The 20,310-nt window shown below is 64.8% G+C and carries 21 protein-coding genes; 8 read left to right on the plus strand and 13 right to left on the minus strand.

All coding sequences use genetic code 11. The annotated features are described in order from the left end of the window. Nucleotides 1-106 precede the first annotated feature (106 nt). The 4 genes from WH303_RS05905 to WH303_RS05920 all read right to left on the minus strand — a co-directional run bounded on the left by WH303_RS05905 (nt 107) and on the right by WH303_RS05920 (nt 2,781). On the minus strand, nt 107-427 hold the full coding sequence (locus tag WH303_RS05905; RefSeq protein ID WP_021026246.1) for a BON domain-containing protein: 321 nt from the start codon (nt 425-427) through the stop codon (nt 107-109). A gap of 93 nt (nt 428-520) precedes the next feature. Beyond that, complete coding sequence (locus tag WH303_RS05910) at nt 521-907, minus strand: hypothetical protein (RefSeq protein WP_021026245.1); 387 nt, start codon at nt 905-907, stop codon at nt 521-523. Nucleotides 908-1,018: 111 nt separating this feature from the next. Continuing rightward, nucleotides 1,019-1,180: a DUF1328 domain-containing protein gene (locus WH303_RS05915; RefSeq protein WP_021026244.1), complete on the minus strand. Its 162-nt coding sequence runs from the start codon at nt 1,178-1,180 to the stop codon at nt 1,019-1,021. A gap of 263 nt (nt 1,181-1,443) precedes the next feature. Continuing rightward, complete coding sequence (locus WH303_RS05920; RefSeq protein ID WP_027010752.1) at nt 1,444-2,781, minus strand: sensor histidine kinase; 1,338 nt, start codon at nt 2,779-2,781, stop codon at nt 1,444-1,446. A gap of 109 nt (nt 2,782-2,890) precedes the next feature. Here WH303_RS05920 and WH303_RS05925 point away from each other — a divergent pair, with 109 nt between their 5' ends. Continuing rightward, a complete protein-coding gene (locus WH303_RS05925) occupies nt 2,891-3,523 on the plus strand; it encodes a response regulator (RefSeq protein ID WP_021026242.1) in 633 nt (210 codons plus the stop codon). Between the two features lie 77 nt (nt 3,524-3,600). Here WH303_RS05925 and WH303_RS05930 read toward each other — a convergent pair whose 3' ends face one another. The 4 genes from WH303_RS05930 to gpmA all read right to left on the minus strand — a co-directional run bounded on the left by WH303_RS05930 (nt 3,601) and on the right by gpmA (nt 7,832). Beyond that, nucleotides 3,601-3,987 (minus strand): response regulator, encoded by a 387-nt coding sequence (locus tag WH303_RS05930; RefSeq protein ID WP_021026241.1) that lies wholly within the window; start codon nt 3,985-3,987, stop codon nt 3,601-3,603. A 410-nt stretch (nt 3,988-4,397) separates the two neighbouring features. After that, nucleotides 4,398-5,153, minus strand: coding sequence for a HesA/MoeB/ThiF family protein (locus WH303_RS05935; RefSeq protein ID WP_021026240.1), 756 nt, complete (start codon nt 5,151-5,153; stop codon nt 4,398-4,400). Between the two features lie 90 nt (nt 5,154-5,243). Next, a complete protein-coding gene (locus tag WH303_RS05940) occupies nt 5,244-6,758 on the minus strand; it encodes a S41 family peptidase (RefSeq protein WP_339517374.1) in 1,515 nt (504 codons plus the stop codon). A 333-nt stretch (nt 6,759-7,091) separates the two neighbouring features. Then, nucleotides 7,092-7,832: a 2,3-diphosphoglycerate-dependent phosphoglycerate mutase gene (gene gpmA / locus WH303_RS05945; RefSeq protein ID WP_021026238.1), complete on the minus strand. Its 741-nt coding sequence runs from the start codon at nt 7,830-7,832 to the stop codon at nt 7,092-7,094. A gap of 249 nt (nt 7,833-8,081) precedes the next feature. Between gpmA and WH303_RS05950 the strand changes: the two genes are divergently transcribed. The 4 genes from WH303_RS05950 to WH303_RS05965 all read left to right on the plus strand — a co-directional run bounded on the left by WH303_RS05950 (nt 8,082) and on the right by WH303_RS05965 (nt 10,572). Next, the gene (locus tag WH303_RS05950) at nt 8,082-8,489 is read left to right on the plus strand and encodes a rhodanese-like domain-containing protein (RefSeq protein WP_021026237.1); all 408 of its coding nucleotides are present in this window, start codon (nt 8,082-8,084) and stop codon (nt 8,487-8,489) included. Between the two features lie 88 nt (nt 8,490-8,577). Then, nucleotides 8,578-8,835, plus strand: a complete 258-nt coding sequence (gene grxC, locus WH303_RS05955; protein ID WP_021026236.1) for a glutaredoxin 3 — start codon at nt 8,578-8,580, stop codon at nt 8,833-8,835. Nucleotides 8,836-8,989: 154 nt separating this feature from the next. Beyond that, nucleotides 8,990-9,451 (plus strand): protein-export chaperone SecB, encoded by a 462-nt coding sequence (gene secB / locus WH303_RS05960; protein ID WP_116924716.1) that lies wholly within the window; start codon nt 8,990-8,992, stop codon nt 9,449-9,451. A 119-nt stretch (nt 9,452-9,570) separates the two neighbouring features. Beyond that, a complete protein-coding gene (locus WH303_RS05965; protein ID WP_339517375.1) occupies nt 9,571-10,572 on the plus strand; it encodes an NAD(P)H-dependent glycerol-3-phosphate dehydrogenase in 1,002 nt (333 codons plus the stop codon). Here WH303_RS05965 and WH303_RS05970 read toward each other — a convergent pair whose 3' ends face one another. Next, the gene (locus tag WH303_RS05970; RefSeq protein ID WP_339517376.1) at nt 10,573-11,463 is read right to left on the minus strand and encodes an NAD(P)-dependent oxidoreductase; all 891 of its coding nucleotides are present in this window, start codon (nt 11,461-11,463) and stop codon (nt 10,573-10,575) included. It abuts the gene before it with no gap. Nucleotides 11,464-11,590: 127 nt separating this feature from the next. Beyond that, complete coding sequence (locus WH303_RS05975) at nt 11,591-12,877, minus strand: hydroxymethylglutaryl-CoA reductase, degradative (RefSeq protein ID WP_339517379.1); 1,287 nt, start codon at nt 12,875-12,877, stop codon at nt 11,591-11,593. A 143-nt stretch (nt 12,878-13,020) separates the two neighbouring features. Between WH303_RS05975 and WH303_RS05980 the strand changes: the two genes are divergently transcribed. Next, nucleotides 13,021-14,430 (plus strand): aminotransferase-like domain-containing protein, encoded by a 1,410-nt coding sequence (locus WH303_RS05980; protein WP_339517380.1) that lies wholly within the window; start codon nt 13,021-13,023, stop codon nt 14,428-14,430. Here WH303_RS05980 and lysA read toward each other — a convergent pair whose 3' ends face one another. After that, entirely contained in the window at nt 14,431-15,681 is a 1,251-nt protein-coding gene (gene lysA / locus WH303_RS05985; protein ID WP_339517382.1) for a diaminopimelate decarboxylase, read from the minus strand. A gap of 133 nt (nt 15,682-15,814) precedes the next feature. Between lysA and WH303_RS05990 the strand changes: the two genes are divergently transcribed. Beyond that, a complete protein-coding gene (locus WH303_RS05990; RefSeq protein ID WP_339517384.1) occupies nt 15,815-16,804 on the plus strand; it encodes a LysR family transcriptional regulator in 990 nt (329 codons plus the stop codon). A gap of 43 nt (nt 16,805-16,847) precedes the next feature. Then, on the plus strand, nt 16,848-17,909 hold the full coding sequence (locus tag WH303_RS05995) for a purine-nucleoside phosphorylase (protein ID WP_339517386.1): 1,062 nt from the start codon (nt 16,848-16,850) through the stop codon (nt 17,907-17,909). Between the two features lie 66 nt (nt 17,910-17,975). On the opposite strand, the gene WH303_RS06000 is transcribed toward WH303_RS05995, so the two are convergent. Next, nucleotides 17,976-19,505, minus strand: a complete 1,530-nt coding sequence (locus tag WH303_RS06000) for a M20/M25/M40 family metallo-hydrolase (protein ID WP_339517388.1) — start codon at nt 19,503-19,505, stop codon at nt 17,976-17,978. 108 nt (nt 19,506-19,613) lie between these two features. Continuing rightward, complete coding sequence (locus WH303_RS06005) at nt 19,614-20,270, minus strand: tRNA-uridine aminocarboxypropyltransferase (RefSeq protein WP_339517390.1); 657 nt, start codon at nt 20,268-20,270, stop codon at nt 19,614-19,616. Nucleotides 20,271-20,310: the final 40 nt, after the last annotated feature.

The raw sequence follows: 20,310 nt of genomic DNA on the forward strand, positions 1-20,310 counted from the left end.
TGGGCAATTGACCATGGCTCCCAGGTCGGACGATGGCTGCTTTCAGGGACGAAAAAAACCAGCTGGCGTGCACCAGCTGGTTTTTGGTGAGCCAGGCTCGCGCAGCTTATTGCTTGACGATCAGGCTGTTGCGCACTTCGGTCACGCCCTTGACGCCGCGAGCGATCTGACCGGCACGGTCCTTTTCCATTTGCGACTTGGCAAAACCGGACAGCTGAACAATGCCGCCGTCCATGGTCTTGACATTGATGGAGCTGGCCGAGGTGTCCTTGTCTTCAGCCAGCTTGGCCTTGACAGCGGTGGTCACAGCGGAGCCATCGATGTATTCACCCACGGTTTCTTGCTTGCGAGCCACGGAGCAGCCAGTGGCCATCACCAGGGTTGCACCAGCAAAAGCAGCGATAGCGATAGTACGGGAGAGTTTCATTTTTGTTTCCTCGCAAAGTGTTGTTAGGGTGCTTGAAAATCGATCGGCATCTGCACCGCACTTATCCGTTGTATGCCGATAGATGCTTGAAAATCAGTCGCGACGGCGGGTTGCCATGATGACCAGGGTTGCCAAGGCGGCACCTGCTGCCATAGCGATGGCCATCGACTTGCCCGGTTGGTCGGAGACGTACTCGTTGGCACGCTCCTGGGCACGGTAGAACTGCTCACGGGCACGGTGCGAGGAGTCTGCCGCCAGGCCAATGCCACGCTCAGCCCAGTCCTGTGCACGGGAGGCAATGTGATCGATGGAATGGTTCTTTTCATGGCCGTATTCATCGATGGCACGCTCGGCCTTGTTGGCCGCGGACTTCACGGCACGGCGCGTGTGGCCCACCGCCTTTTCAGCGCCATCGAGCACGTCGTTGGCGGTGTCTTCCACTTTGTCCACAGCGTCCTTGGCAATTTTTTCGGTATCCATGAAATAGCCTCTTTCTATGATGTTCAATGAAGATCTTGCAGTGTACGTTGACCTGCGCGTACCAGATAAATGTATCGTGTGGTGAGCACAGGTTCAAGGGTTGTCAAAGTGCTACTTCTTCAACAATCCCATCAGGAACGATGCGACAGCCAGCACGATAAAAATCACAAACAGGATCTTGGCAATGCCGACCGCACTGGCCGCGATACCACCGAAGCCGAAGACGGCCGCAATCAGTGCGATGACCAGGAAGACAACAGCGTAATGCAGCATATTTTTCTCCTCATGTTGTTTGCTGTGCAAGAAGGTGCGAGCAATGACTGCATTCTGGCCGCTGCCCGCATGCAGCCTTGCCAGTAGGTGCGAAGAACAGGTGTAGGACAGCTCCCGCGATGCGCTGATGCGCAGGGGCTGAGGCGCTGTTTGACAGGCGCGCAGCAAGCGCAGCGCGCGAAGTTTTGCGGCGCTGCCTGGGGTGCTGCTGTGCGGGAGGGGAGGGGTGGGCAGAGAGGCTGCAGAGCGCAGCCTGCGCCCCCTTAGTTCTGCGGCAGATTGGCCGAGATGGTGGTGCCTTGCTGCGGCGCAGAGGCGATGTGCAGCCGCCCGCCGCTCGCCTCAATGCGGTGGCGCATGCCGGCCAGGCCGTGCGAGTTCGGATGGGCCTGGCTGGGGTTGAAGCCGACGCCGTCATCGCGCACCTGCACGAACACATGCTTGGGGTGGCTTTGCAGGCTGATGAGCACATTGCGCGCCTGCGCGTACTTGCCGATATTGGTGAGCGACTCCTGGATCAGGCGGTAGATGCTCAGCTGCATCGCCTCGGGCACATTGATCTGCTCCAGACTCAGCTCGACGGCCACATTGCTGCTTTCGGAAAACTCCTTGGCCAGGATCTCCAGCGAGGCCGTCAGGCCCAGGTTGGACAGCGACGAGGGGCGCAGGTTTTCGATGATGCGGCGCTTGAGCGCGATGCCGCTGTTGAGCGTCTCGATCAGGTGCTTGATGCGCTCTTGCACATCGGGCGCTGCCATGTCGATCTTGGATTTGAGGCGCGCCACATCGAGCTTGGCCGTCGTCAGCAAGGCGCCCAGCTCGTCGTGCAATTCGCGCGCCAGGTGGGCGCGTTCGTCTTCGCGCACCTGCTGCAAGTGGGTGGCCAGCTCGCCCAAGGTGGCGGTGCGCTGGCGCACCTGCTTTTCGAGTTGGTCGCGCTCGTCCTCCAGCATGCGCTGCTCGCGCAGCATCAGGCCAGTGAGGCGGTTGGACTGGCGCAGGTAGAGATAGAACGCGAGCAGGCCCACGATGCTGACGATGGCAATGCCCAGGCGCGCGAGGGTCAGGGACTTGAGAATCTCGGCCTCGTTGTGCATGCGCCGCTCGTTGCTGTGGATCACCAGCTCGTTGCTGAGCCTGCGCATGTTCTCCATCGTGGCCTTGGCTTCCGGGCTTTTGACGAGGAAACGCCAGGCCTCATCGAGGCCCTGGCGGCGCAGTGCAATGCTGGTGTCCATCTGGCTCAGGCGCTTGGCCACTTCACGGCCGAGCATCGACGAGGTCTGCAGGTCTTCGGGGAAGACGCTGTAGATGGCACGCAGCTCATCGACGGCGTTGTTGACGTTGGTGCAGGCCTGCTGGTAGGCCGACAGATTGCTGTCCTCGCCGCTCAGCAGATAGCCGCGCGCATGGGTTTCCGCATCCACGACCTGCTGCATCAGCTTGTCCAAGGTGGTGCGGGTCTGGTAGGTGACCGTGAGGTTCTGCAGCGAATCGTGCGAGCGGTAGTAACCAGCTTCGTTGATGCCGATCAGCACGGCAGCGGCCAAAAAGGCGGCTGGCAAACTGATGGCCCATTTGCGCAAGCGAGACCAACGCATGGAGCTTCCTTTTTTGATGGTATTTGGTTTATGCGAGTGATAATAGAGCAAACTTCGGGCAGCGCCTGCATTGGGCCGGTGCTGCAGTTTGCGCTGCATGAGGGGATATATGATTAAAGTTGGTATCGTCGATGACCACGCGATTGTGCGCTCGGGCCTCAAGCAATTTCTGGCCGAGCATGTCGACCTGCGCGTCGTGGGGGAGGCGGCCAACGGCCGTGAAGCCATTGACCTGGTGCGCAAGGAAGAGATCGACGTGCTGATCATGGACCTGTCCATGCCCGGCCAGAGCGGCATCGATGCGCTGGCCATGCTGCGCGCCAAGGCGCCCGATATGGGCATTCTGATCCTGAGCGGCTACCCCGAGGCCCATTACGCGATCAACCTGATCCGCCAGGGCGCCAGCGGCTACCTGAACAAGGAATGCGACCCGTCCGAGATTGTCGAGGCGCTGCGCACCATCTCGCTGGGCAAGCGCTACCTGACGCCGGCCGTTGCCGATCTGCTGGCCCAGCAGCTGCACCGCAAGGAAGACGCACCGCCGCACGAGCAGCTCTCGGAGCGCGAATTTCAGGTGTTCCTGAAGCTGGCCAAGGGCGAGACGGCCGGCAATATCGCTGACCAGCTGTCGCTCAGCGTCAAGACCGTGAGCACCTACCGCACGCGTTTGATGGAGAAGATGGGCCTGGCATCGAACAGCGACCTGACCTACTACGCGCTGAAAAATGGCTTGATTGACTGAGCGCGCGAACCTCTGCAAAACCAGCGGCCTACCCGGGCCGCTTTTTTGTAGTTGCCTGCGGGGCAACATGGGGGCGCTCACTGCAGCTGTGATGTGCGCTCCACGCAGTAGTCGATCAGCGCGTCGATGTCTTCGGACTTGTCGAACACCCGGTTGGCGCCCAGTTGGGCGCAGCGCTCGCGCATGCTGGGCGTGGCATAGTTGCTGAGAATGACCAGATGCTGGTGCGGCGCACGCTCCTGGAGCTTTTCCAGCACGCCCAGGCCGCTGCCTTCGAGCAGGAAGATGTCGACCACCGCCAGATCCCAGTCCGTCGAAGGATTGCTGAGCCAGCTGGTAGCGTCAGATTCGGTGCTGGCATGCCCCACGGTTTCCACCTGGGCCAGGTCTTCCAACGTGGCTATCAGGTTGTCGCGGATGGTCTTGTTGTCTTCAACCAGATAAGTTTTCAAACGGCGATGCATATACGGCTACACGGGTGTGTCTTACCGTAACAATGATAGCAACAAGCCATGCGCACGCCATCGGTCTGAAAGGATGGCGTAAGTAGGACAAGACCTCGTAGGCGTATTTTTTATCTATTATTCTATATAAAAAACAAATAACAATGCGCTAAATCAAGAGTGTTGCTGGCCGGTCGTGCTCCATTCCATGTCCGTGAGCTTGAGCATCATCAGCCAGCCGACGAGGCTGCGGCCAATGCCGGCAATGAGCTTGAGCGCCTCTGTATCAAGCGTGTTGCTGGCCGCAGACGGGGCACCGGGGGTTGCGGCTGATCCGCATCGTGCTCCATTCCATGTCCTTGAGCTTGAGCATCATCAGCCAGCCGTCGAGGCTGCGGCCAATGCCGGCAATGAGCTTGAGCGCCTCTGTATCAAGCGTGTTGCTGGCCGCAGACGGGGCACTGGGGGTTGCGGCTGATCCGCATCGTGCTCCATTCCATGTCCTTGAGCTCGAGCATCATCAGCCGGCCGTCGAGGCTGCGGCCAATGCCGGCAATGAGTTTGAGCGCCTCTGCAGCCTGCATCGTACCGATGATGCCCACCAAGGGGGCAAATACCCCCATGGTCGAGCAGCTCGCTTCCTCGAACTGTTCCTCGGGTGAGAACAGGCAGGCATAGCAGGCAGCGCCTTCACGGCGCCGGTCAAACACGCTGATCTGGCCATCAAAGCGGATGGCCGCGCCGCTCACCAAGGGCTTGGCCAGCGCCACGCAGGCGGCATTGATGGCCTGGCGCGTGCGGTAGTTGTCGGTGCAGTCCAGCACCACCGTGGCATCGGCCACCAGCGCCTGCAGCCGCTTGGCATCGACGCGTTCCTGCACGGTATGAACCTGTACATGCGGATTGATCGCCTGCAGGCTGGCCGCACAGGAGCTGACCTTGGCCTGGCCCACGCGCTCGGTCGTATGGGCAATCTGGCGCTGCAGATTGGTCAGGTCCACCGTATCGTCATCGACCAGGGTGATGTGGCCCACGCCGGCCGAGGCCAGGTACATCGCAGCCGGGCTGCCCAGGCCGCCTGCGCCAATCACCACCGCATGGGCGGCGAGGATGGCCTCCTGGCCTTCGATGCCGATCTCGTCCAGAAAGATATGGCGGGAGTAGCGCAATAGTTGCTCGTCGTTCATGGGCCTATTGTCGGAAAAAAACAAAGGCCGCAGCAGGAACTCTGCTTGCGGCCTTGTGACGCAGCCTCGAAAAGGCTGGATGCTGGGGCTTTACTTCTTGGGCTCTGTCGCGGGCGGCAGCTTGGTGTCGTCCGTGGTCGACTCTGCGGGCTTGTCGCTCGTGCTGGTCTTTTCCTCGTCCTTTTTCTCGGCAGGGCGCTCGGTCTTGGTCTGGCTGACCTGTACGGGCTCGCCCTTGAGCTGGTGCAAGGCCTGCTGCAGCTGGAAGTCCTTGTCCGAGCCGAACTCGGGCGGACGGCGCTCGGAGGCGGGCTTCTTGCTCTCTTCGTCCAGGCGCTTGAGCGCCGCTTCACGGGCTTTCTCGCGGGCTTCGTCCTTGACTTCGGGGCCTTGGCCGCTGGAGAGGTGCTTTTCCAGATCCGCTTCGCGGGTGCGCAGCGCAGCGAACAGATCGCCTTCGGCCGATTCGTCGACCATGATGTCGGGCACGATGCCCTTGGCCTGGATCGACTTGCCGCTTGGCGTGTAGTAGCGCGCCGTGGTCAGCTTGATGCCGGTGTCCGGACCCAGGGGGCGCACGGTCTGCACTGAGCCCTTGCCAAAGGTCTGGGCGCCCATGATGGTGGCGCGCTTGTGGTCCTGCAGTGCGCCCGAGACGATCTCGGAGGCCGATGCCGAGCCTTCGTTGACCAGCACCACCAGCGGAATGTTCTTGATGGCAGCGGGCAGCGACTTGATCGGATCGCTGCCGCGGCGCGCGTAGAACTCGGGCGAGGCGCGGAAGATCGCCTTGCTCTCGGCCAGTTGGCCGTCGGTGGTCACCACGGTCACATTCGGCTGCAGGAACGCGGCCGAGATGGCGACGGCCGCATCCAGGAGGCCACCGGGGTCATTGCGCAGATCCAGCACCAGGCCCTTCAGGTTCGGGTCCTGCTTGTACAGGTCATCGACCTTGCGCACAAAGTCGTCGACGGTGCGTTCCTGGAACTGCGAGACGCGCACCCAGCCGTAGCCCGGCTCGACCATCTTGGCCTTGACGGACTGGGTCTTGATCTCGGTACGGGTGATCGTGACGGGGAAGCTGCGGCTCTCGTCCTTGCGCAGAATCGTCAGCACCACCTTGGTGTTGGGCTCGCCGCGCATGCGCTTGACGGCATCGTTGAGCGACAGGCCCTTGACCGCCGTGTCATCGATCTTGGTGATCAGGTCATTGGTCTTGAGGCCGGCCAGGTCAGCGGGTGAGCCTTCGATGGGCGAGACGATGCGGATCAGGCCGTCTTCCTGGGTGATCTCGATGCCGACACCGACGAACTTGCCGCTGGTGCCTTCCTGAAACTCGCGGAAGGACTTCTTGTCGAAGTACTGCGAGTGGGGATCGAGCCCGGAGACCATGCCGGAGATGGCGTCGGTGATCAGCTTTTTGTCATCGGCCGGCTCGACATAGTCGGTCTTGATCAGGCCGAATACGGCCGACAGCTGTTGGATTTCTTCCAGCGGCATGGGGGACATCACGCCCCTTGCGACCGTCTGCAAAGACACAGTGGTGAGCGCGCCGGCGACCACGCCCAGTGAAACCCAACCGGCAATCTTCAATTTTTGGCCCATATGCTCACAACTTTCTATAGCGTGCCAATATACACCCAAGCGCCTGCACTGGTGCAGCGCAGCAGCCGTTTTCGGGTGATAAGACAAGTATTTACTTTCGGTAGCCGCCCACTGGCGCTGGCATGCGGCGGCGGCTGACAGCGATCGTTTCGCTCCGCCTTCCGGTCCGGGCGGGCGCCAGCTCTGGCCGAATGGCGCTGGCTTTTGCCAGGCTGGCGAGGCGCCCCCTGCCTTGTCTATAGCCCGGGGCTGCCTGGCTCGGACTCCGGGCGCAGGCAGTAGTTCCCGTTAGGGCTTGCATGGCCGCCCGTGGGTGGCGGGCAGCCCGTGGTTTTAGGCCTTGCCTTGCGAGGCAACGGCCGCAGCAGCCTTGGCAGCGGCTTCGGCGTCACCCAGGTAGTAGTGGCGCAGTGGCTTCAGGTTGGCGTCCAGCTCATAGACCAGCGGGATGCCGTTGGGGATGTTCAGGTTCACGATGTCGCTGTCGGAGACGCCATCGAGGTACTTGATCAGCGCGCGGATCGAGTTGCCGTGGGCGGCAATCACCACACGCTCGCCGCGCTGGATGGCTGGGGCGATCGCTTCGTTCCAGAAGGGCACGACGCGCTCGACCGTGTCCTTGAGGCATTCGGTCAGCGGCACCTGGTCGGCAGCGCCGGCATAGCGGCGGTCGGTCTTCTCGCAGCGTGGGTCGCCGGATTCCAGCGCCGGTGGCGGCGTGTCATAGCTGCGGCGCCAGACCAGCACCTGCTCATCGCCAAACTTCTTGGCGGTTTCGGCCTTGTTCAGGCCTTGCAGCGCGCCATAGTGGCGCTCGTTGAGCTGCCAGCACTTTTGCACCGGCAACCAGGTGCGGTCCATCTCGTCCAAGGTGTGCCACAGGGTGCGGATGGCGCGCTTGAGCACGCTGGTATAGGCCACATCGAAGTCATAGCCCTCGGCTTTGAGCAACTGGCCCGCCTGCTTGGCTTGCGCCACGCCGGTGTCGGTCAGGTCCACATCGGTCCAGCCGGTGAAGCGATTTTCCAGGTTCCAGGTCGATTCACCATGGCGAATCAGGACAAGCTTGTACATGCAATCCTCGTGCGATAGTCAAAAATCGGTGCGTGTCGCTGGCGGGAGGCGCTTGGGGCCCGGGGCAGCCCGCCGCATTCACAATGGCGCCGATTGTAGAGGCAGGCTTAAATCCCAGGGCGCTTGCAGAGCTTGCCAGGCGGCGCCTGGTGCGCGTTGGGGATGCTGCTAAAGGCTTTTGCCGCGCAGCGGCATGGTGGCCCTTTTAGAATGTGCGGCTGTTTGAGCATTTTTTGACAAGGGACTTGTGTGAACTTTCTGATCGACAACTGGTATCTGATCGTGCTGGTACTGGGCTCGGGCGCGATGCTGATGATGCCCGCCATGAAGAACATGGGCGGCGGCACGCTCAGCCCCGCCAACGCCGTGGCACTGATCAACCGCGAAAAAGCCGTGGTGGTGGATGTGTCGGACGCGCAGGAATTCAGCGCCGGCCATATCGCCAATGCCAAGAATGTGCCGCTGGACCAGCTCGAAGCACAGCTGCCCTCCGTCGTCAAGAACAAGGCCTTGCCGCTGATCCTTGTGTGCGCACAGGGCCAGCGCTCGCAGCGTGCCGTGGCCGTGGCCAAGAAGCTGGGCTACACCAATGTGCAGGCCCTGGCCGGTGGCATGAAGGGCTGGCGCGCCGCCAGCATGCCGCTCAAGAAGGCTTGATTTTTGGGGTTTACGGCCCCAGATACTGGCTTTAGACACCCACTACAGAGCGGCGGCCTCGTGCAGGCCGCCGCCGCAGGACACTCCGATGCAAGCTGTAAAGATGTATACCACCGCCGTCTGCCCCTACTGCATTCGCGCCAAGCAAGTGCTCAAAGCCAAAGGCGTGGAGCAGATTGAAGAAATCCGCATCGACACCGATCCGGCCCAGCGCGCGGTGATGATGGAGACCACCGGCCGCCGCACCGTGCCGCAGATCTTCATTGGTGCAACCCATGTCGGCGGCTGCGATGACCTGATTGCGCTGGACCAGCGCGGTGAGCTGACCCCCTTGCTCCAAGCCTGAGCCGCGCGCTTTCCCCTGAAGGCCAGCGGGCGCCCGGGCTTTTCCTTGCTGACACTTTGCCATTGCATAATGGCAGGCTGCATGCGAGGGGCGCGCACACCGGGCGGCATCGCAGCTGCACTCCATTCCTTTTTCTAGCGAAAGACAGACAACCATGGCGGATCAAGAAAATCCCGTGTTCCAAATTCAACGCGTGTACCTGAAGGACGCATCGCTGGAGCAGCCCAACTCGCCAGCCATCTTGCTGGAGCAAACCCAGCCTAGCGTGGACATCCAGCTGGGCGTGGAAGCCACCCCGGTGGCCGATGGCATTTTCGAAGTGGCGGTGACCGCCACCGTGCAGACCAAGATCGAAGACAAGACCGTGTTCCTGGTGGAAGCCAAGCAAGCCGGTATTTTCGAGATCCGTGGCATCCCTGACGACCAGATGGGTGCCGTGATCGGCGTGGCTTGCCCACAGATCGTCTACCCTTACCTGCGCGGCAACGTGGCAGACATCGTGACCCGCGCCGGCTTCCCGCCCGTGCACCTGGCGGAAATCAACTTCCAGGCCATGTACGAACAGCAACAAGCCCAGGCCAATGGCGCTGGCGCAGGTGCCGCACTGGCCCAGTAATCGCTTGCTGCCAACGCAAGGGCCTTGCAGTCTCGGTTGCAAGGCCTTTGTTGTATCTGCTGGGCAAGCAGCTGCAGGCAGCGCCACCGTTTGAGTTGATGTGAGAAGGGGTTGTGGCTATGAAGATCTTGGTGATTGGCGCCGGTGCCTGGGGAACGGCTTTGGCCATGCATGCTGCCGCACGCCACCACGTGCAGCTGTGGGCGCGCGATGCGCAGCAGGCGGGCCAGCTGCAAACCAGCCGTGAGAACCAGCGCTATTTGCCAGGCATCCGCTTGCCCGATGCCTTGGAGGTGACGAGCGGCGATCTGCAGCCCCTGGTGGCCCAGGCTGAGTTGATCGTGCTGGGCACGCCGATGGCGGCGCTGCGCAGTGGCCTCACCATGCTGCGCGACTGCCAGGTGCCGGTGGCCTGGCTCAGCAAGGGTTTTGAAGCCGTGCCGGCCGATGCCGCTGCCGGCAGCCATGGGCTGCTGGGCAACGAGGTCTGCGCCCAGGTGGCGCCGGCGCTGCATGCCGGCGTGCTGAGCGGCCCGAGCTTTGCGCAGGAAGTGGCCCAGCACCAGCCCACCGCCTTGGTGGCCGCCAGCCGCCATGGCGATGTGCGCGATGCGCTGGTGGCGGCCTTCCATGGCGACAACCTGCGCGTTTATGCCAATGAGGACATCAGCGGGGTGGAGGTGGGTGGCGCCGTCAAGAACGTGCTGGCCATTGCCACGGGCCTCTGCGATGGCCTGCACCTGGGGCTGAATGCCCGCGCGGCGCTGGTAACACGCGGCCTGGCCGAGATGACGCGCCTGGGCGTGGCGCTGGGCGCGCAGACCGATACCTTTATGGGCTTGTCGGGCCTGGGCGATCTGGTGCTGACGGCGACCGGCGACCTGTCGCGCAACCGCAAGATCGGCCTCTTGCTGGCGCAGGGCCAGAGCCTGGAGCAGGCGGTGCAGTCACTCGGCCATGTGGCCGAAGGCGTCTACAGCGCCCGCACGGTGCTGCAGCGCGCCCAGAAGCTGGGCGTGGAGATGCCGATCACGGCCGCCGTCGTGGCCTTGCTCGACGGCAGCCTGTCCGCCCCCGATGTGGTGCAGGCGCTGATGGGACGCGAGCCCCGCGCTGAATAATCAGGACTTGGCCAGCAAGCCGATCAAGGCCGGCAGCATGGCATCGCCATGCCGGGCCTGGACCTGGTCCTGCAAGGTGGTCGCAGCCGCATCGGCAATCAGGCTGGGCGCCTGCGCATCATGGGCCATCGTGGCGTAGTAGCTCAAATCCTTGGCGGCGTTGGAGATCGAGAACGCGATGCCCGAGGGGTCATCGGCCAGGATATAGGACTGCAGACGGTCCAGCGCCACACCTGCGCCGCCGCCAGCTGCCAGCACGCTGTGGAAGGCCTGCATGTCCATGCCCTGCTTGCGCGCGCAGGCCGTGGCCTCGGCCAGCAGGCTCATCTGGCCCACGGAGACAAAGTTGTGCAGCAGCTTCATGCGGTGGCCGTCGCCCAGTGCGCCCACATGGGTGACCTGGCTGGTGAAGGTGGCCAGCACTGGTTGCACCTGGGCCAGCACGGCCGCATCACCACCGACCAGCAAATTGAGCTGGCCGTCATGCGCCTGCTTGGAGGTCTTGGTCATAGGCGCATCGATGAACTTGCCGCTCGCAGCCTGCACGGCCTGGGCCATGCGCACGGTCGATGCGGGCACGGCCGTCGAGCAATCGATCACCACGGTGCCGGGGCGCAGCGCCGACAGCAGGCCTTGCTCGCCGGTCAGCACCGCTTCGACCTGGGGCGAGCCCGTCACGCAGAGGATGACCACATCGCAGTGGCTGGCCAGCTCGGCCGGGCTTTGGCAGGTGCGCGTGCCCAGGCTCAGCAGCTCGGTCAGTGGCTGGTTGCCGGGGTGCTCCAGCACATAGAGTTGAAAGCCTTTGGCGGCGACATTGCGGGCGATGCCGTGGCCCATCAGGCCGACCCCGATCAGGCCGACGACCGGCTGGGCTGTTTGCGATGACATGGAAATCTCCTGGCGATATGCACAAATAAGCAAGGGTTCCCAGCGTACCGCAAGCCCTTTGCGCCAGGCATGCCAGCGGGGCGGCCACAGTCAACTTGGTGACCGGCGGGCCCCCGCTGGATCAGGTTCAGCGCGCGCGCAGCTCGGCCAGTACTTCCAGCGCGCGGTCGGTGCGCACATCGTGCTCGGCGGCCAGGCGCTTGGCGACCTGGTCGACCTCCGCACCCACGGCCCCGGCCACCAACGCGATATTGCGGGCATGCAAGGCCATGTGGCCGCGCTGGATGCCTTCGGTGGCCAGCGCCCGCAGCGCGCCCAGGTTTTGCGCCAGGCCGACGGCCGCGGCAATCTCGCCCAGCTCCTGGGCCGATTTCACGTCCATGATCTTCAGCGCCAGGCGCGCCAGCGGATGCGTCTTGGTCGCGCCGCCCACCAGGCCCACGGGCATCGGCAGCTCGATGGTGCCGACCAGCGCGCCGCTGCCATCTTTCTCCCAGGTGGTGAGCGAGGTGTAGCGCCCGTTGCGGCTGGCATAGGCATGGGCGCCGGCCTCCACCGCACGCCAGTCGTTGCCGGTGGCGACGATGACCGGGTCGATGCCGTTCATGATGCCCTTGTTGTGGGTGGCTGCGCGGTAGGGGTCGATGGCGGCAAAGGTGTAGGCGTCGAGCACGCCCTCGATGATTTCCTCGCCACTGCGCTCTGCGGTCTTCAGCGTCTGGGGCGTCAGGCGCACGCGGGCGCGGGCCAGGCGCAGATCGGCCAGGTTGGACAGAATGCGCAGCCGCACCGCGCCGCCAGTGATCTGCTCGACCAGCGGCGAGACCGATTCGGCCATGGTGTTGACGGTGTTGGCGCCCATCGCATCGCGCACATCGACGATCAGGTGCATGACCACCATGGGGCCTCGGGGCGAGTCGGGGAAGACATGCACTTCGATGTCCTTGCAGCCGCCGCCCAGGCCAATCAGCACCTTGTCGCGGCTGTTGGCCAGCGCCAGGATCTGTTCGCGCGCCTGGTACAGCGCCAACCGCACGCCATAGGGGTCCTGGATGCCGACAATCTGCACCTGGGCGCGCATCAGCGGCTGGGTGCTGGAGGTCTGAAAACCCCCGTCCTCGCGTGCCAGCTTGGCCATGTACGAGGCCGCCGCGATGATCGAGGGCTCCTCGACCGCCAACGGCACCAGCACATCGCGGCCATTGACCTGGAAGTTGCCGGCCACGCCCATCGGCAGCTCAAAGGTGCCGATCACGTTTTCGATCATGCCGTCAGCCACATGCGTGGGCAGGGCCCCTGGCTGGGTCAGCAGCGCGCGGTCTTCGTCGCTCAGCTGGCAGGCCTTGGCGATGACATCCCAGCGCTGGGCGGGGCTGAGGGCGCGGAACTGTGGCAGACGGGAATCGGTGGCCATTGGTGTCTCCTGGTGATTTTTTGAGGAATGCGAAACGAAGGCCACCAATCTACCTAAACTGTACCCTTCTAGACAGGTACAGTTTGCCGGGACAGTGCTGCTGCATTGCAGCATCGGGGCCTGGCTTTCCCCAAGGAACATCCATGCCACCCGCCTCTGGCCGCAAGGCCTCGATTGCAGAAAACCTGGCCGCGATGCTGGGCCGGCAGATGGCCGATGGCGTGCTGCGCGCGGGTGACAAGCTGCCGTCGCTGCGCGCCTTGGCGCAGCTGCATGGCTATGCCAAGAACACCGTGGTGGCGGCCTTTGAGCTGCTGGTCTCGCGCGGCCTGGTCGAGGCGCGGCGTGGTTCAGGCTTTTATGTGCTGGCCCAGCGCCCGGTGGCAGCGCTGCCTGCGGCCGAGGACAGCGCGCCGCTGCAGCGCGCGATGGATGTGGTCTGGCTGATGCGCGAGCAGCTCAAGACCCAGCCCGATGCGCTGGCGCTGGGCGATGGTTTTCCGCCGGTGGATTGGCTGGCCGATATGCGGCTGGACCGCTACCACCACCAAGTGGTGCGCACGGGGCTGGGCGCGCTGTTCCGCTACGGCAGCCGCATGGGCTATGCGCCGTTGCGGGACAGCCTGGTGCGCAAGCTGGGCATGTTTGGCCTGGAGGTGACGCCCCAGCAGCTGCTGCTGACCCAGGGAGCCAATGACGCACTTGACCTGGTTATCCGCCACTGGGTGACGCCGGGCACGACGGTGCTGGTGGACGACCCGGGCTACTACCTGCTGTTTGGCAAGCTCCAGCTGGCTGGCGCGCGCGTGTTGGGCGTGCCGCGCCAGGCCGATGGCCCGGATGTGCAGGCGCTGGAGCACTTGCTGCAGACCGAGCGCCCGCGCCTCTTTTTTACCCAATCCCTGGCGCACAACCCCACGGGCTCGGACCTGAGCGCCGCCAAGGCCTGGCGCATCTTGCAGCTGGCGGGCCAGCAGCAGATGCTGGTCGTCGAAAACGACCCGCTGGCCGATTTCAAACCGACCTCGGCCACGCGGCTGTCGGTGCTGGACCAGCTGGCGCGCACGATCTACATCGGCAGCTTTTCCAAGTCGTTCTCGGCGGCGCTGCGGGTGGGCTTTATCGCCTGCCATCCCGATCTGGCCAGCGACCTGGCCGATCTGCGCAGCCTTATCCATGTGAGCGGTTCGGAGTACTGCGAGCGCATGGTCGATGTGATGCTGCGCGAGGGCCAGTACGAGCGGCACCTGGTGCGCCTGCGTGGGCGTCTGGGCCAGGCAACGGCGCAGGCGCTGGCATGGATGGACCGCCAGGGCTGCGAGGTGTTTGCGCGCAGCGAGCAGTCGCTGTATCTGTGGGCGGCCTTTCCCGGCTGCGAGGATTCCGCGCAACTGGCCGAGCAACTGCGGGCCCGGCAGGTGACGATGGCGCCGGGCCGGGTGTTCAGCCTGGACAGCAGCGCGACCTCGCGCTGGTCACGCTGCAATGTCGGGGCCATGCAGTCGCCGCGCCTGGACGCGGCAATGGCGCCATGGCGCGCGGCCCTGCGCTGATCAGAGGCCGATCTCCAGCGCCAGCAGCTCTTCGACCGTCTGGCGGCGGCGGATAAGGCGGGCCTGGCCGTTGTCGACCAGCACCTCGGCCGCCAGCGGGCGGCTGTTGTAGTTGCTGGACATCGATGCACCGTAGGCACCGGTGTCGTGGATCACCAGCAGATCGCCCACCTGCGCATCGCCCAGCGGACGGGGCAGCACCACGCCAGCCTCGCCCTGGGTGAAGACATCCCCCGATTCGCAGAGCGGACCGGCGACGACAGCTTCGCCCTGCGCAGGCAGCACGCCGGCGCCACGGCGCTGCACATGCATGCCGTGGTAGCTGCCGTACATCGACGGACGCATCAGCTCGTTGAAGCCGGTATCGACCAGCACAAAGTGGTTGCTGCCAGCATCCTTGGTGGCGCGCACCGTCCCCAGCAGCACGCCCGATTCGGCGACCAGGTAACGGCCGGGTTCCAACTCCAGCCCCAGGTGGTGGCCCACCAGTGCCTCGGCCTGCTTGCGCGCGGCATCCCAGAGGCCAAAGTAGTGCTGGGTGTCGATGGTCGCGTCGCCGTCCTTGTAGGGGATGGACAGGCCGCCGCCGGCCGAGATGGCCTGCAGGCGGTGGCCGGCCGCGTGGGTGCGCTCGACCAGCTGCACCATGGCGCCGCAGACTTCCTGCAGGTGGCCGTAGTCCACGCCCGAGCCGATGTGCATATGCAGGCCCACCAGCTGCAGGCCGCGCTCGGCGATCACCGCCAGTGCCATCGTCAGGTCGCTGTGCCAGATGCCGTGCTTGCTGTGCTCGCCGCCGGTATTGGTCTTGTTGCTGTGGCCATGGCCAAAGCCGGGGTTGATGCGCAGCCAGACCGCATGGCCGGGCGAGGCCTGGCCCAGCTGGTGCAGCATGTCGATGGAGCCGGCATTGACGGGGATCTGGTGCTCGACCACGGTGGCCAAGGTGGCCTCGTCCATCACATCGGCGGTGAACACGATGTCGGAGGGCTCGCCAAAGCCGCCCTGGTAGCCGGCTGCCAGCGCGCGCAGCACTTCGCCGCGCGAGACCGCATCGACCTTGACGCCTTGCGCCCGCATCAGCTGCAGCACATGGATGTTGGAGCAGGCCTTCTGGGCAAAGCGCACCGTATCAAATGCCTGCAGCTCGGCAATGCGCCGGCCGATGGTGGCGGCGTCATAGACCCACAGCGGCGTGTTGAAGTCATCGGCCAGCTGCCACAGCAGATCGGGGGAAAAGGGGTTGCTCATAGTCGGTGTGCCAGGGGCAGGGAATCAAAGGAAACAGGCTGCCAGTGTGCCTGGGCTGGGGTATTTGGTCTAATGCTTATTTATCAGCATGTCATTCATAATGGATATGTCTATCTCGTATCGCTTACCAGCTATGCCCCGTTCACCAGCCCCCGTCTCATCTGCTTCCGATCCCTCCCGGGAGCCCAACCCCTCAGCGCCCCGGCTGCAGCACCGCCATATCGAGGTGTTCCGCGCCGTCATGCTGGCCGGGGGCGTGACCGGCGCGGCGGGACTGCTGTTCAGCTCCCAGCCGACGGTGAGCCGCGATCTGGCCCGCATGGAGCAGCTGCTGGGCTACCCGCTGTTTGAGCGGGTGCAAGGCAGGTTGCGACCCAATGCGCGCGCTTTGGCGCTGTGGGAAGAGGTGCAGCGCAGCTGGCAGGGCTTGGACCGGGTGATTGACCGGGCCGTTGCACTGTCGCGCCCACAGGCAGCGCGCATCAGTGTGCTGAGCATGCCCGCGCTCAGCCATGCGCTGCTGCCGGCGGCGCTGGCGCGCATGCAGCAGGCGCAGGGGCCGGTGGCGGTCAGCGTCGCCACCCAGGAGGCGCCGCTGTTGCAGCAGTGGATGGCGGCCCAGCGCTATGACCTGGGGCTGACCGAGCAGGGCGAGGCGCCGGCGGGCACGCGCGCGGTGGCGCTGCCGGCGGTCGATGAGGTGGCCGTGCTGCCCGCGGGCCACCCGCTGGCGCGCAAGAAGAAGCTGCAGCCCGCCGACTTTGCCGGCCAGGCCTTTATCAGCCTGGCCGAGGGCGATCCCTACCGCATCCAGATCGACCAGGTGTTTGCCGATGCCGGTGTGGGCCGGCAGATGCTGCTGGAGACGCACAGCGCCGTGGCGGTCTGCGCGATGGTGCAAAACGGCCTGGGCCTGGCGATCGTGAACCCCTTCACCGCGCAGGCCTGCCTGGGCCAGGGCCTGGTGCAGCGGCCGCTGGCCTTTTCGATTCCGTTCCGCACCCAGGTGCTGCTGCCGCTGCACCGGGCAGCGGTCCCCGAGGTCGATGCCTTGGTAACAGCGCTGGGCCAGGCCGCAGCTGGGCTGCCGACCTACAATGCGCAGCACGCCGGATCGCGTTGATATGCCGCTGATATCCCGGTGGTCTGACCAGGAGAAATACCCCATGCCCCGTGCCCCGCTTCGCTCTCTCGCCCGGCCGCTGTGCGCCAGCGCCCTGTTGCTGGCGCTGCTGTCCGGTTGCGCCAGCACCGGCAACCAGCCGCCCCAGTCGCCCCGAGTGGCCCAGGCCGCGCCACCGGTCCAGGTCAAGGTGTTTGTCGCGGCCATGTTCGAGATCGGTGCCAACACCGGCGACCGGGCTGGTGAGTTCCAGCACTGGTATGAGCGCTACTTCCGCGATGCCCGGCCGATCCAGGTGCCCGGCGCGCTGGGGCCGGTGTTCTGCAATGCCGATGGCGTTTGCGGCAGCGTGCTGGGCATGGGCAAGGTCAATGCCTCGGCCTCGATGCAGGCCATCGTGCTGAACCCGCAGTTCAATTTTGACCAGGCCTACTATGTGATCAGCGGCGTGGCCGGCACCCCGCCATCGCGCGGCACCATTGGCGATGTGACCTGGGGCAGCTGGCTGGTCGACTACGACCTGGGCCACCGCTGGGCGCCGGAAGAGGGCCAGGCGGGTGCGCCCGTCTTTATGCCGCGCAAGGGCTATGAGGACTACCGCCGCTTTGCGCTGAACCCGGCCCTGACCCAGGCCGCCTATGCGATGAGCCGCGCCGTGCCGCTGCAAGACAGCGACGCAGCCCAGCGCTACCGCATGCGCTACCCCGATGCGGCCGCGCGCAAGGCGCCCAGCGTGCATGTGGGCACGCATATGACGGGCGACACCTTCTTCCACGGCCCGGGTCTGTCCAAGGAGGCGCAGTACATCGCCAAGCTCTACGGTGCGGACGACTATGTCGCCACCGAGATGGAGGCCGCCGCCATTGCACTGGTGCTCAAGCGCAGCCATGGCACGGACCGGATTCTGAGCCTGCGCGGCTCGGTCAATTTTGACCAGGGCAACCCGCAGGAAACCACCCAGGCCCACCTGGACCCCAAGCCCGGCGAGACCGCAGGCGGCTTTGCCGAGACGGTGGCCAATGTGGCGGCCGTGGGCGGTGTCTTTGTCGACACGGTGGTGAAGGACTGGCCGCAGTGGAAAGACGGCGTGCCAGCGCGGCGCTGAGCAGCGTTGGGCCTGATAGGCCCCGGCACGGCAGGCCCCCATGCGTTTGGGGGGCCTTTTTGGGGCTTATTTCCAGGGCTGGCTCAGGATGGATGCCAGGCTCTTGACGCCATCGAAGTAGTTGCCCAGGCGCATGTTCTCGTTCTTGCTGTGCTGGTTGTTGTCGGCGTTCACCATGGGCACGATCACAAAGGGGACTTTGAGCGCCTGCACCGCAGCACCGGTGGGCACCGTGCCGCCCATCATGCGAATCTGCACAGGGGCCTGGCCCCAGGCCTGCTGCATGCCCTGGCGCAGCCAGTCGCCAATGGGGGCGTTCAGGTCGGTGCGCACGGCGCTGGACGAGGCCGATACGCCGCCCATCTTCAGGCTCGCCAGCTTGGGGTACTGGGCGCGCTGCTCGGCGCTGGGCTCGCCGTCAATCAGGGTGAAGCCCTGGCCTTCAATATGGGTCTTGAGCAGCTGCAGCAGGCGCTCGGGTGGGGTTTCGGGCACCGTGCGCAGGTCCAGCTCGGCAATGGCCTGGGCGGGCACCACGGTGCGGGCCTTGGCGCCTACATCGGCGCTTTGCAGGCCGCGCACATTGAGCGAGGGGTACTGCATCGACTCCTGGTAGTTGTTGCCCACCTTCTCGGCCTGGGCAATGCCCAGGCGCTTGCGCAGTGCGACTTCGTCATCGGGCACGGCCTGCATCACGGCCTGCGTTGGGGCATCAAAACTGATGCCGTCGTAGTAGCCCTTGACGAGCACGCGGCCATCGGGCGCCTTCATCGAGGCGAGCAGCTGCGCCATCGTGAAGGCGGGGTTGGCGGCATAGTTGCCGTAGTGGCCGCTGTGCAGATCCTGGCTCGGGCCATAGATGGTCAAGGTGGCCTGGGCCACGCCCCGGTTGCCAAACACCAGGGTGGGGCGGTTGCTGGCATGCATGGGGCCATCGAGCACCAGCAGTGCATCGGCCTTCAAGGCATCCAGGTTGGCGTTGATGACGCCGCCCAGCGATGGCGAGCCTTTTTCCTCTTCCGAGTCGAGCAGGATCTTGATATTCGTGCTGGGCGCCAGGCCCTGCTGCTGCAGCGCGTCGAGGGCGGCCATCAGCATGATGATGGGGGCCTTGTCATCGGACGAGGAACGGCCAAACACGCGCCACTCGGGGTTGGGCTGGGCGCCGTAGAGCTGGTCGAGCGCAATCTCTTTCCAGGTGCCATCGGCCTGGCGTTCCTTGAGCACCGGCTTCCAGGGGCTCTCCTGCTGCCATTCGGCAGGCGTCACCGCCTGGCCATCCATATGGGCGTAGAACAGCACGGTCTTGGTGGCGCCGGGCACGGGCGGCAGGGTGGCCAGCACCATGGGCTTGCCCTGGTTGGGCAGCAGCTGGGTCTGGAAGCCGCGCTTGTCCAGCGCCGCCTTGAACCACTGCGCATTCTTCTCGATATCGGCCGCCACATTCGAGTCATTGGGCAGCGCCAGCACCTCGATCCATTCGCGCAGGCTGGCGCTGCTGGCTTTTTGCACGGCGGCATCGGAGGGGGCAGCGGCCTGGGCCAGGCCGGCGGCGCACAGCGCGGCGCTGAGCAGGGTGAGGGTCGAGAACTTCATGCAAGGGCTCCGTCAGGGATAGAAAAAATGCTTGGCCTGGAGTATGTCCGAGTGCGCGCTCACCCACGGGCGCGCAGGCGGGCGCATTGTCGCCAGGGCGCCAATTGCTCAGTGTGCCGCACGCAGGCGTTCGTACTGCGCGATCAGGCCGTCAAACGACTGCTGCAGCGCCTGCAGCGGTGGTGCGCCATCGGGCCAGGCCTCCAGCTGCTGCAGCGCCAGCGCAGCGGCCTCCAGGGTCGACAATTGGCCCGCGCGTGGTGCCTTGCGGATGCGGTAGCCGGCCGGGCCGGTGTCCGTCAGCGCCAGGCGGGGCAGCTGGGCCAGCAGCGGGTTGGCGTAAAGCATCTTGCGGCTTTTGCGCCAGGTGCCATCGATCAGTACCAGGCGCCGAACGCCCACTGGCGTATCGCTGCCCGCCAGCGCCGTCAAGGCGGCGGGCTGGTCGGGCGTCTGGGGGTAGAGCAGCAGCGTTTGCTGCGCTGCCTCGGCACCCGGCCAGGGGCCATGCAGCCATTGCTGCAGCTGCCCAGGGTCAAAGGCCTCGCCCACCACCAGCTGGCTGCCTGGCAGGCACAGCTGCAGCAGGCGCGCGGTGCCCTTGGCCTCTTGCAGCTCCAGCGGGTGCTGCAGGATCAGCACCTGGGTGGCAGCCTGCAGCGGCTGCGCCAGCGCGCAGATGCAGGCGCTTTGCGGACGCAGGCAGTTGGGGCATTGGGCGCGGCGCGGGGCGGAGAGCACGGGTGTGGCGTGAGAAGCGGACAAGATGGCTATTGTGCTGCAAGGACAAGGCCAGGCCGCTATG

It is taken from the genome of Comamonas sp. MYb69 (genome assembly GCF_037479315.1).
In the GTDB taxonomy this organism is placed as follows: Bacteria; Pseudomonadota; Gammaproteobacteria; order Burkholderiales; family Burkholderiaceae_C; genus Comamonas.

Excerpts from the sequence above, each read along its gene's own strand:
- WH303_RS05980 (WP_339517380.1), top strand. The coding sequence starts at position 13,021 with ATGCCACCCGCCTCTGGCCGCAAGGCCTCGATTGCAGAAAACCTGGCC.
- lysA (WP_339517382.1), bottom strand. The coding sequence starts at position 15,681 with ATGAGCAACCCCTTTTCCCCCGATCTGCTGTGGCAGCTGGCCGATGAC.
- WH303_RS06000 (WP_339517388.1), bottom strand. The coding sequence starts at position 19,505 with ATGAAGTTCTCGACCCTCACCCTGCTCAGCGCCGCGCTGTGCGCCGCC.
- WH303_RS05920 (WP_027010752.1), bottom strand. The coding sequence starts at position 2,781 with ATGCGTTGGTCTCGCTTGCGCAAATGGGCCATCAGTTTGCCAGCCGCC.
- WH303_RS05995 (WP_339517386.1), top strand. The coding sequence starts at position 16,848 with ATGCCCCGTGCCCCGCTTCGCTCTCTCGCCCGGCCGCTGTGCGCCAGC.
- WH303_RS05940 (WP_339517374.1), bottom strand. The coding sequence starts at position 6,758 with ATGGGCCAAAAATTGAAGATTGCCGGTTGGGTTTCACTGGGCGTGGTC.
- WH303_RS05915 (WP_021026244.1), bottom strand. The coding sequence starts at position 1,180 with ATGCTGCATTACGCTGTTGTCTTCCTGGTCATCGCACTGATTGCGGCC.
- WH303_RS05910 (WP_021026245.1), bottom strand. The coding sequence starts at position 907 with ATGGATACCGAAAAAATTGCCAAGGACGCTGTGGACAAAGTGGAAGAC.
- WH303_RS05905 (WP_021026246.1), bottom strand. The coding sequence starts at position 427 with ATGAAACTCTCCCGTACTATCGCTATCGCTGCTTTTGCTGGTGCAACC.
- WH303_RS05935 (WP_021026240.1), bottom strand. The coding sequence starts at position 5,153 with ATGAACGACGAGCAACTATTGCGCTACTCCCGCCATATCTTTCTGGAC.
- WH303_RS05925 (WP_021026242.1), top strand. The coding sequence starts at position 2,891 with ATGATTAAAGTTGGTATCGTCGATGACCACGCGATTGTGCGCTCGGGC.
- gpmA (WP_021026238.1), bottom strand. The coding sequence starts at position 7,832 with ATGTACAAGCTTGTCCTGATTCGCCATGGTGAATCGACCTGGAACCTG.
- WH303_RS05975 (WP_339517379.1), bottom strand. The coding sequence starts at position 12,877 with ATGGCCACCGATTCCCGTCTGCCACAGTTCCGCGCCCTCAGCCCCGCC.
- WH303_RS05930 (WP_021026241.1), bottom strand. The coding sequence starts at position 3,987 with ATGCATCGCCGTTTGAAAACTTATCTGGTTGAAGACAACAAGACCATC.
- WH303_RS05970 (WP_339517376.1), bottom strand. The coding sequence starts at position 11,463 with ATGTCATCGCAAACAGCCCAGCCGGTCGTCGGCCTGATCGGGGTCGGC.
- WH303_RS05965 (WP_339517375.1), top strand. The coding sequence starts at position 9,571 with ATGAAGATCTTGGTGATTGGCGCCGGTGCCTGGGGAACGGCTTTGGCC.
- grxC (WP_021026236.1), top strand. The coding sequence starts at position 8,578 with ATGCAAGCTGTAAAGATGTATACCACCGCCGTCTGCCCCTACTGCATT.
- secB (WP_116924716.1), top strand. The coding sequence starts at position 8,990 with ATGGCGGATCAAGAAAATCCCGTGTTCCAAATTCAACGCGTGTACCTG.
- WH303_RS05990 (WP_339517384.1), top strand. The coding sequence starts at position 15,815 with ATGCCCCGTTCACCAGCCCCCGTCTCATCTGCTTCCGATCCCTCCCGG.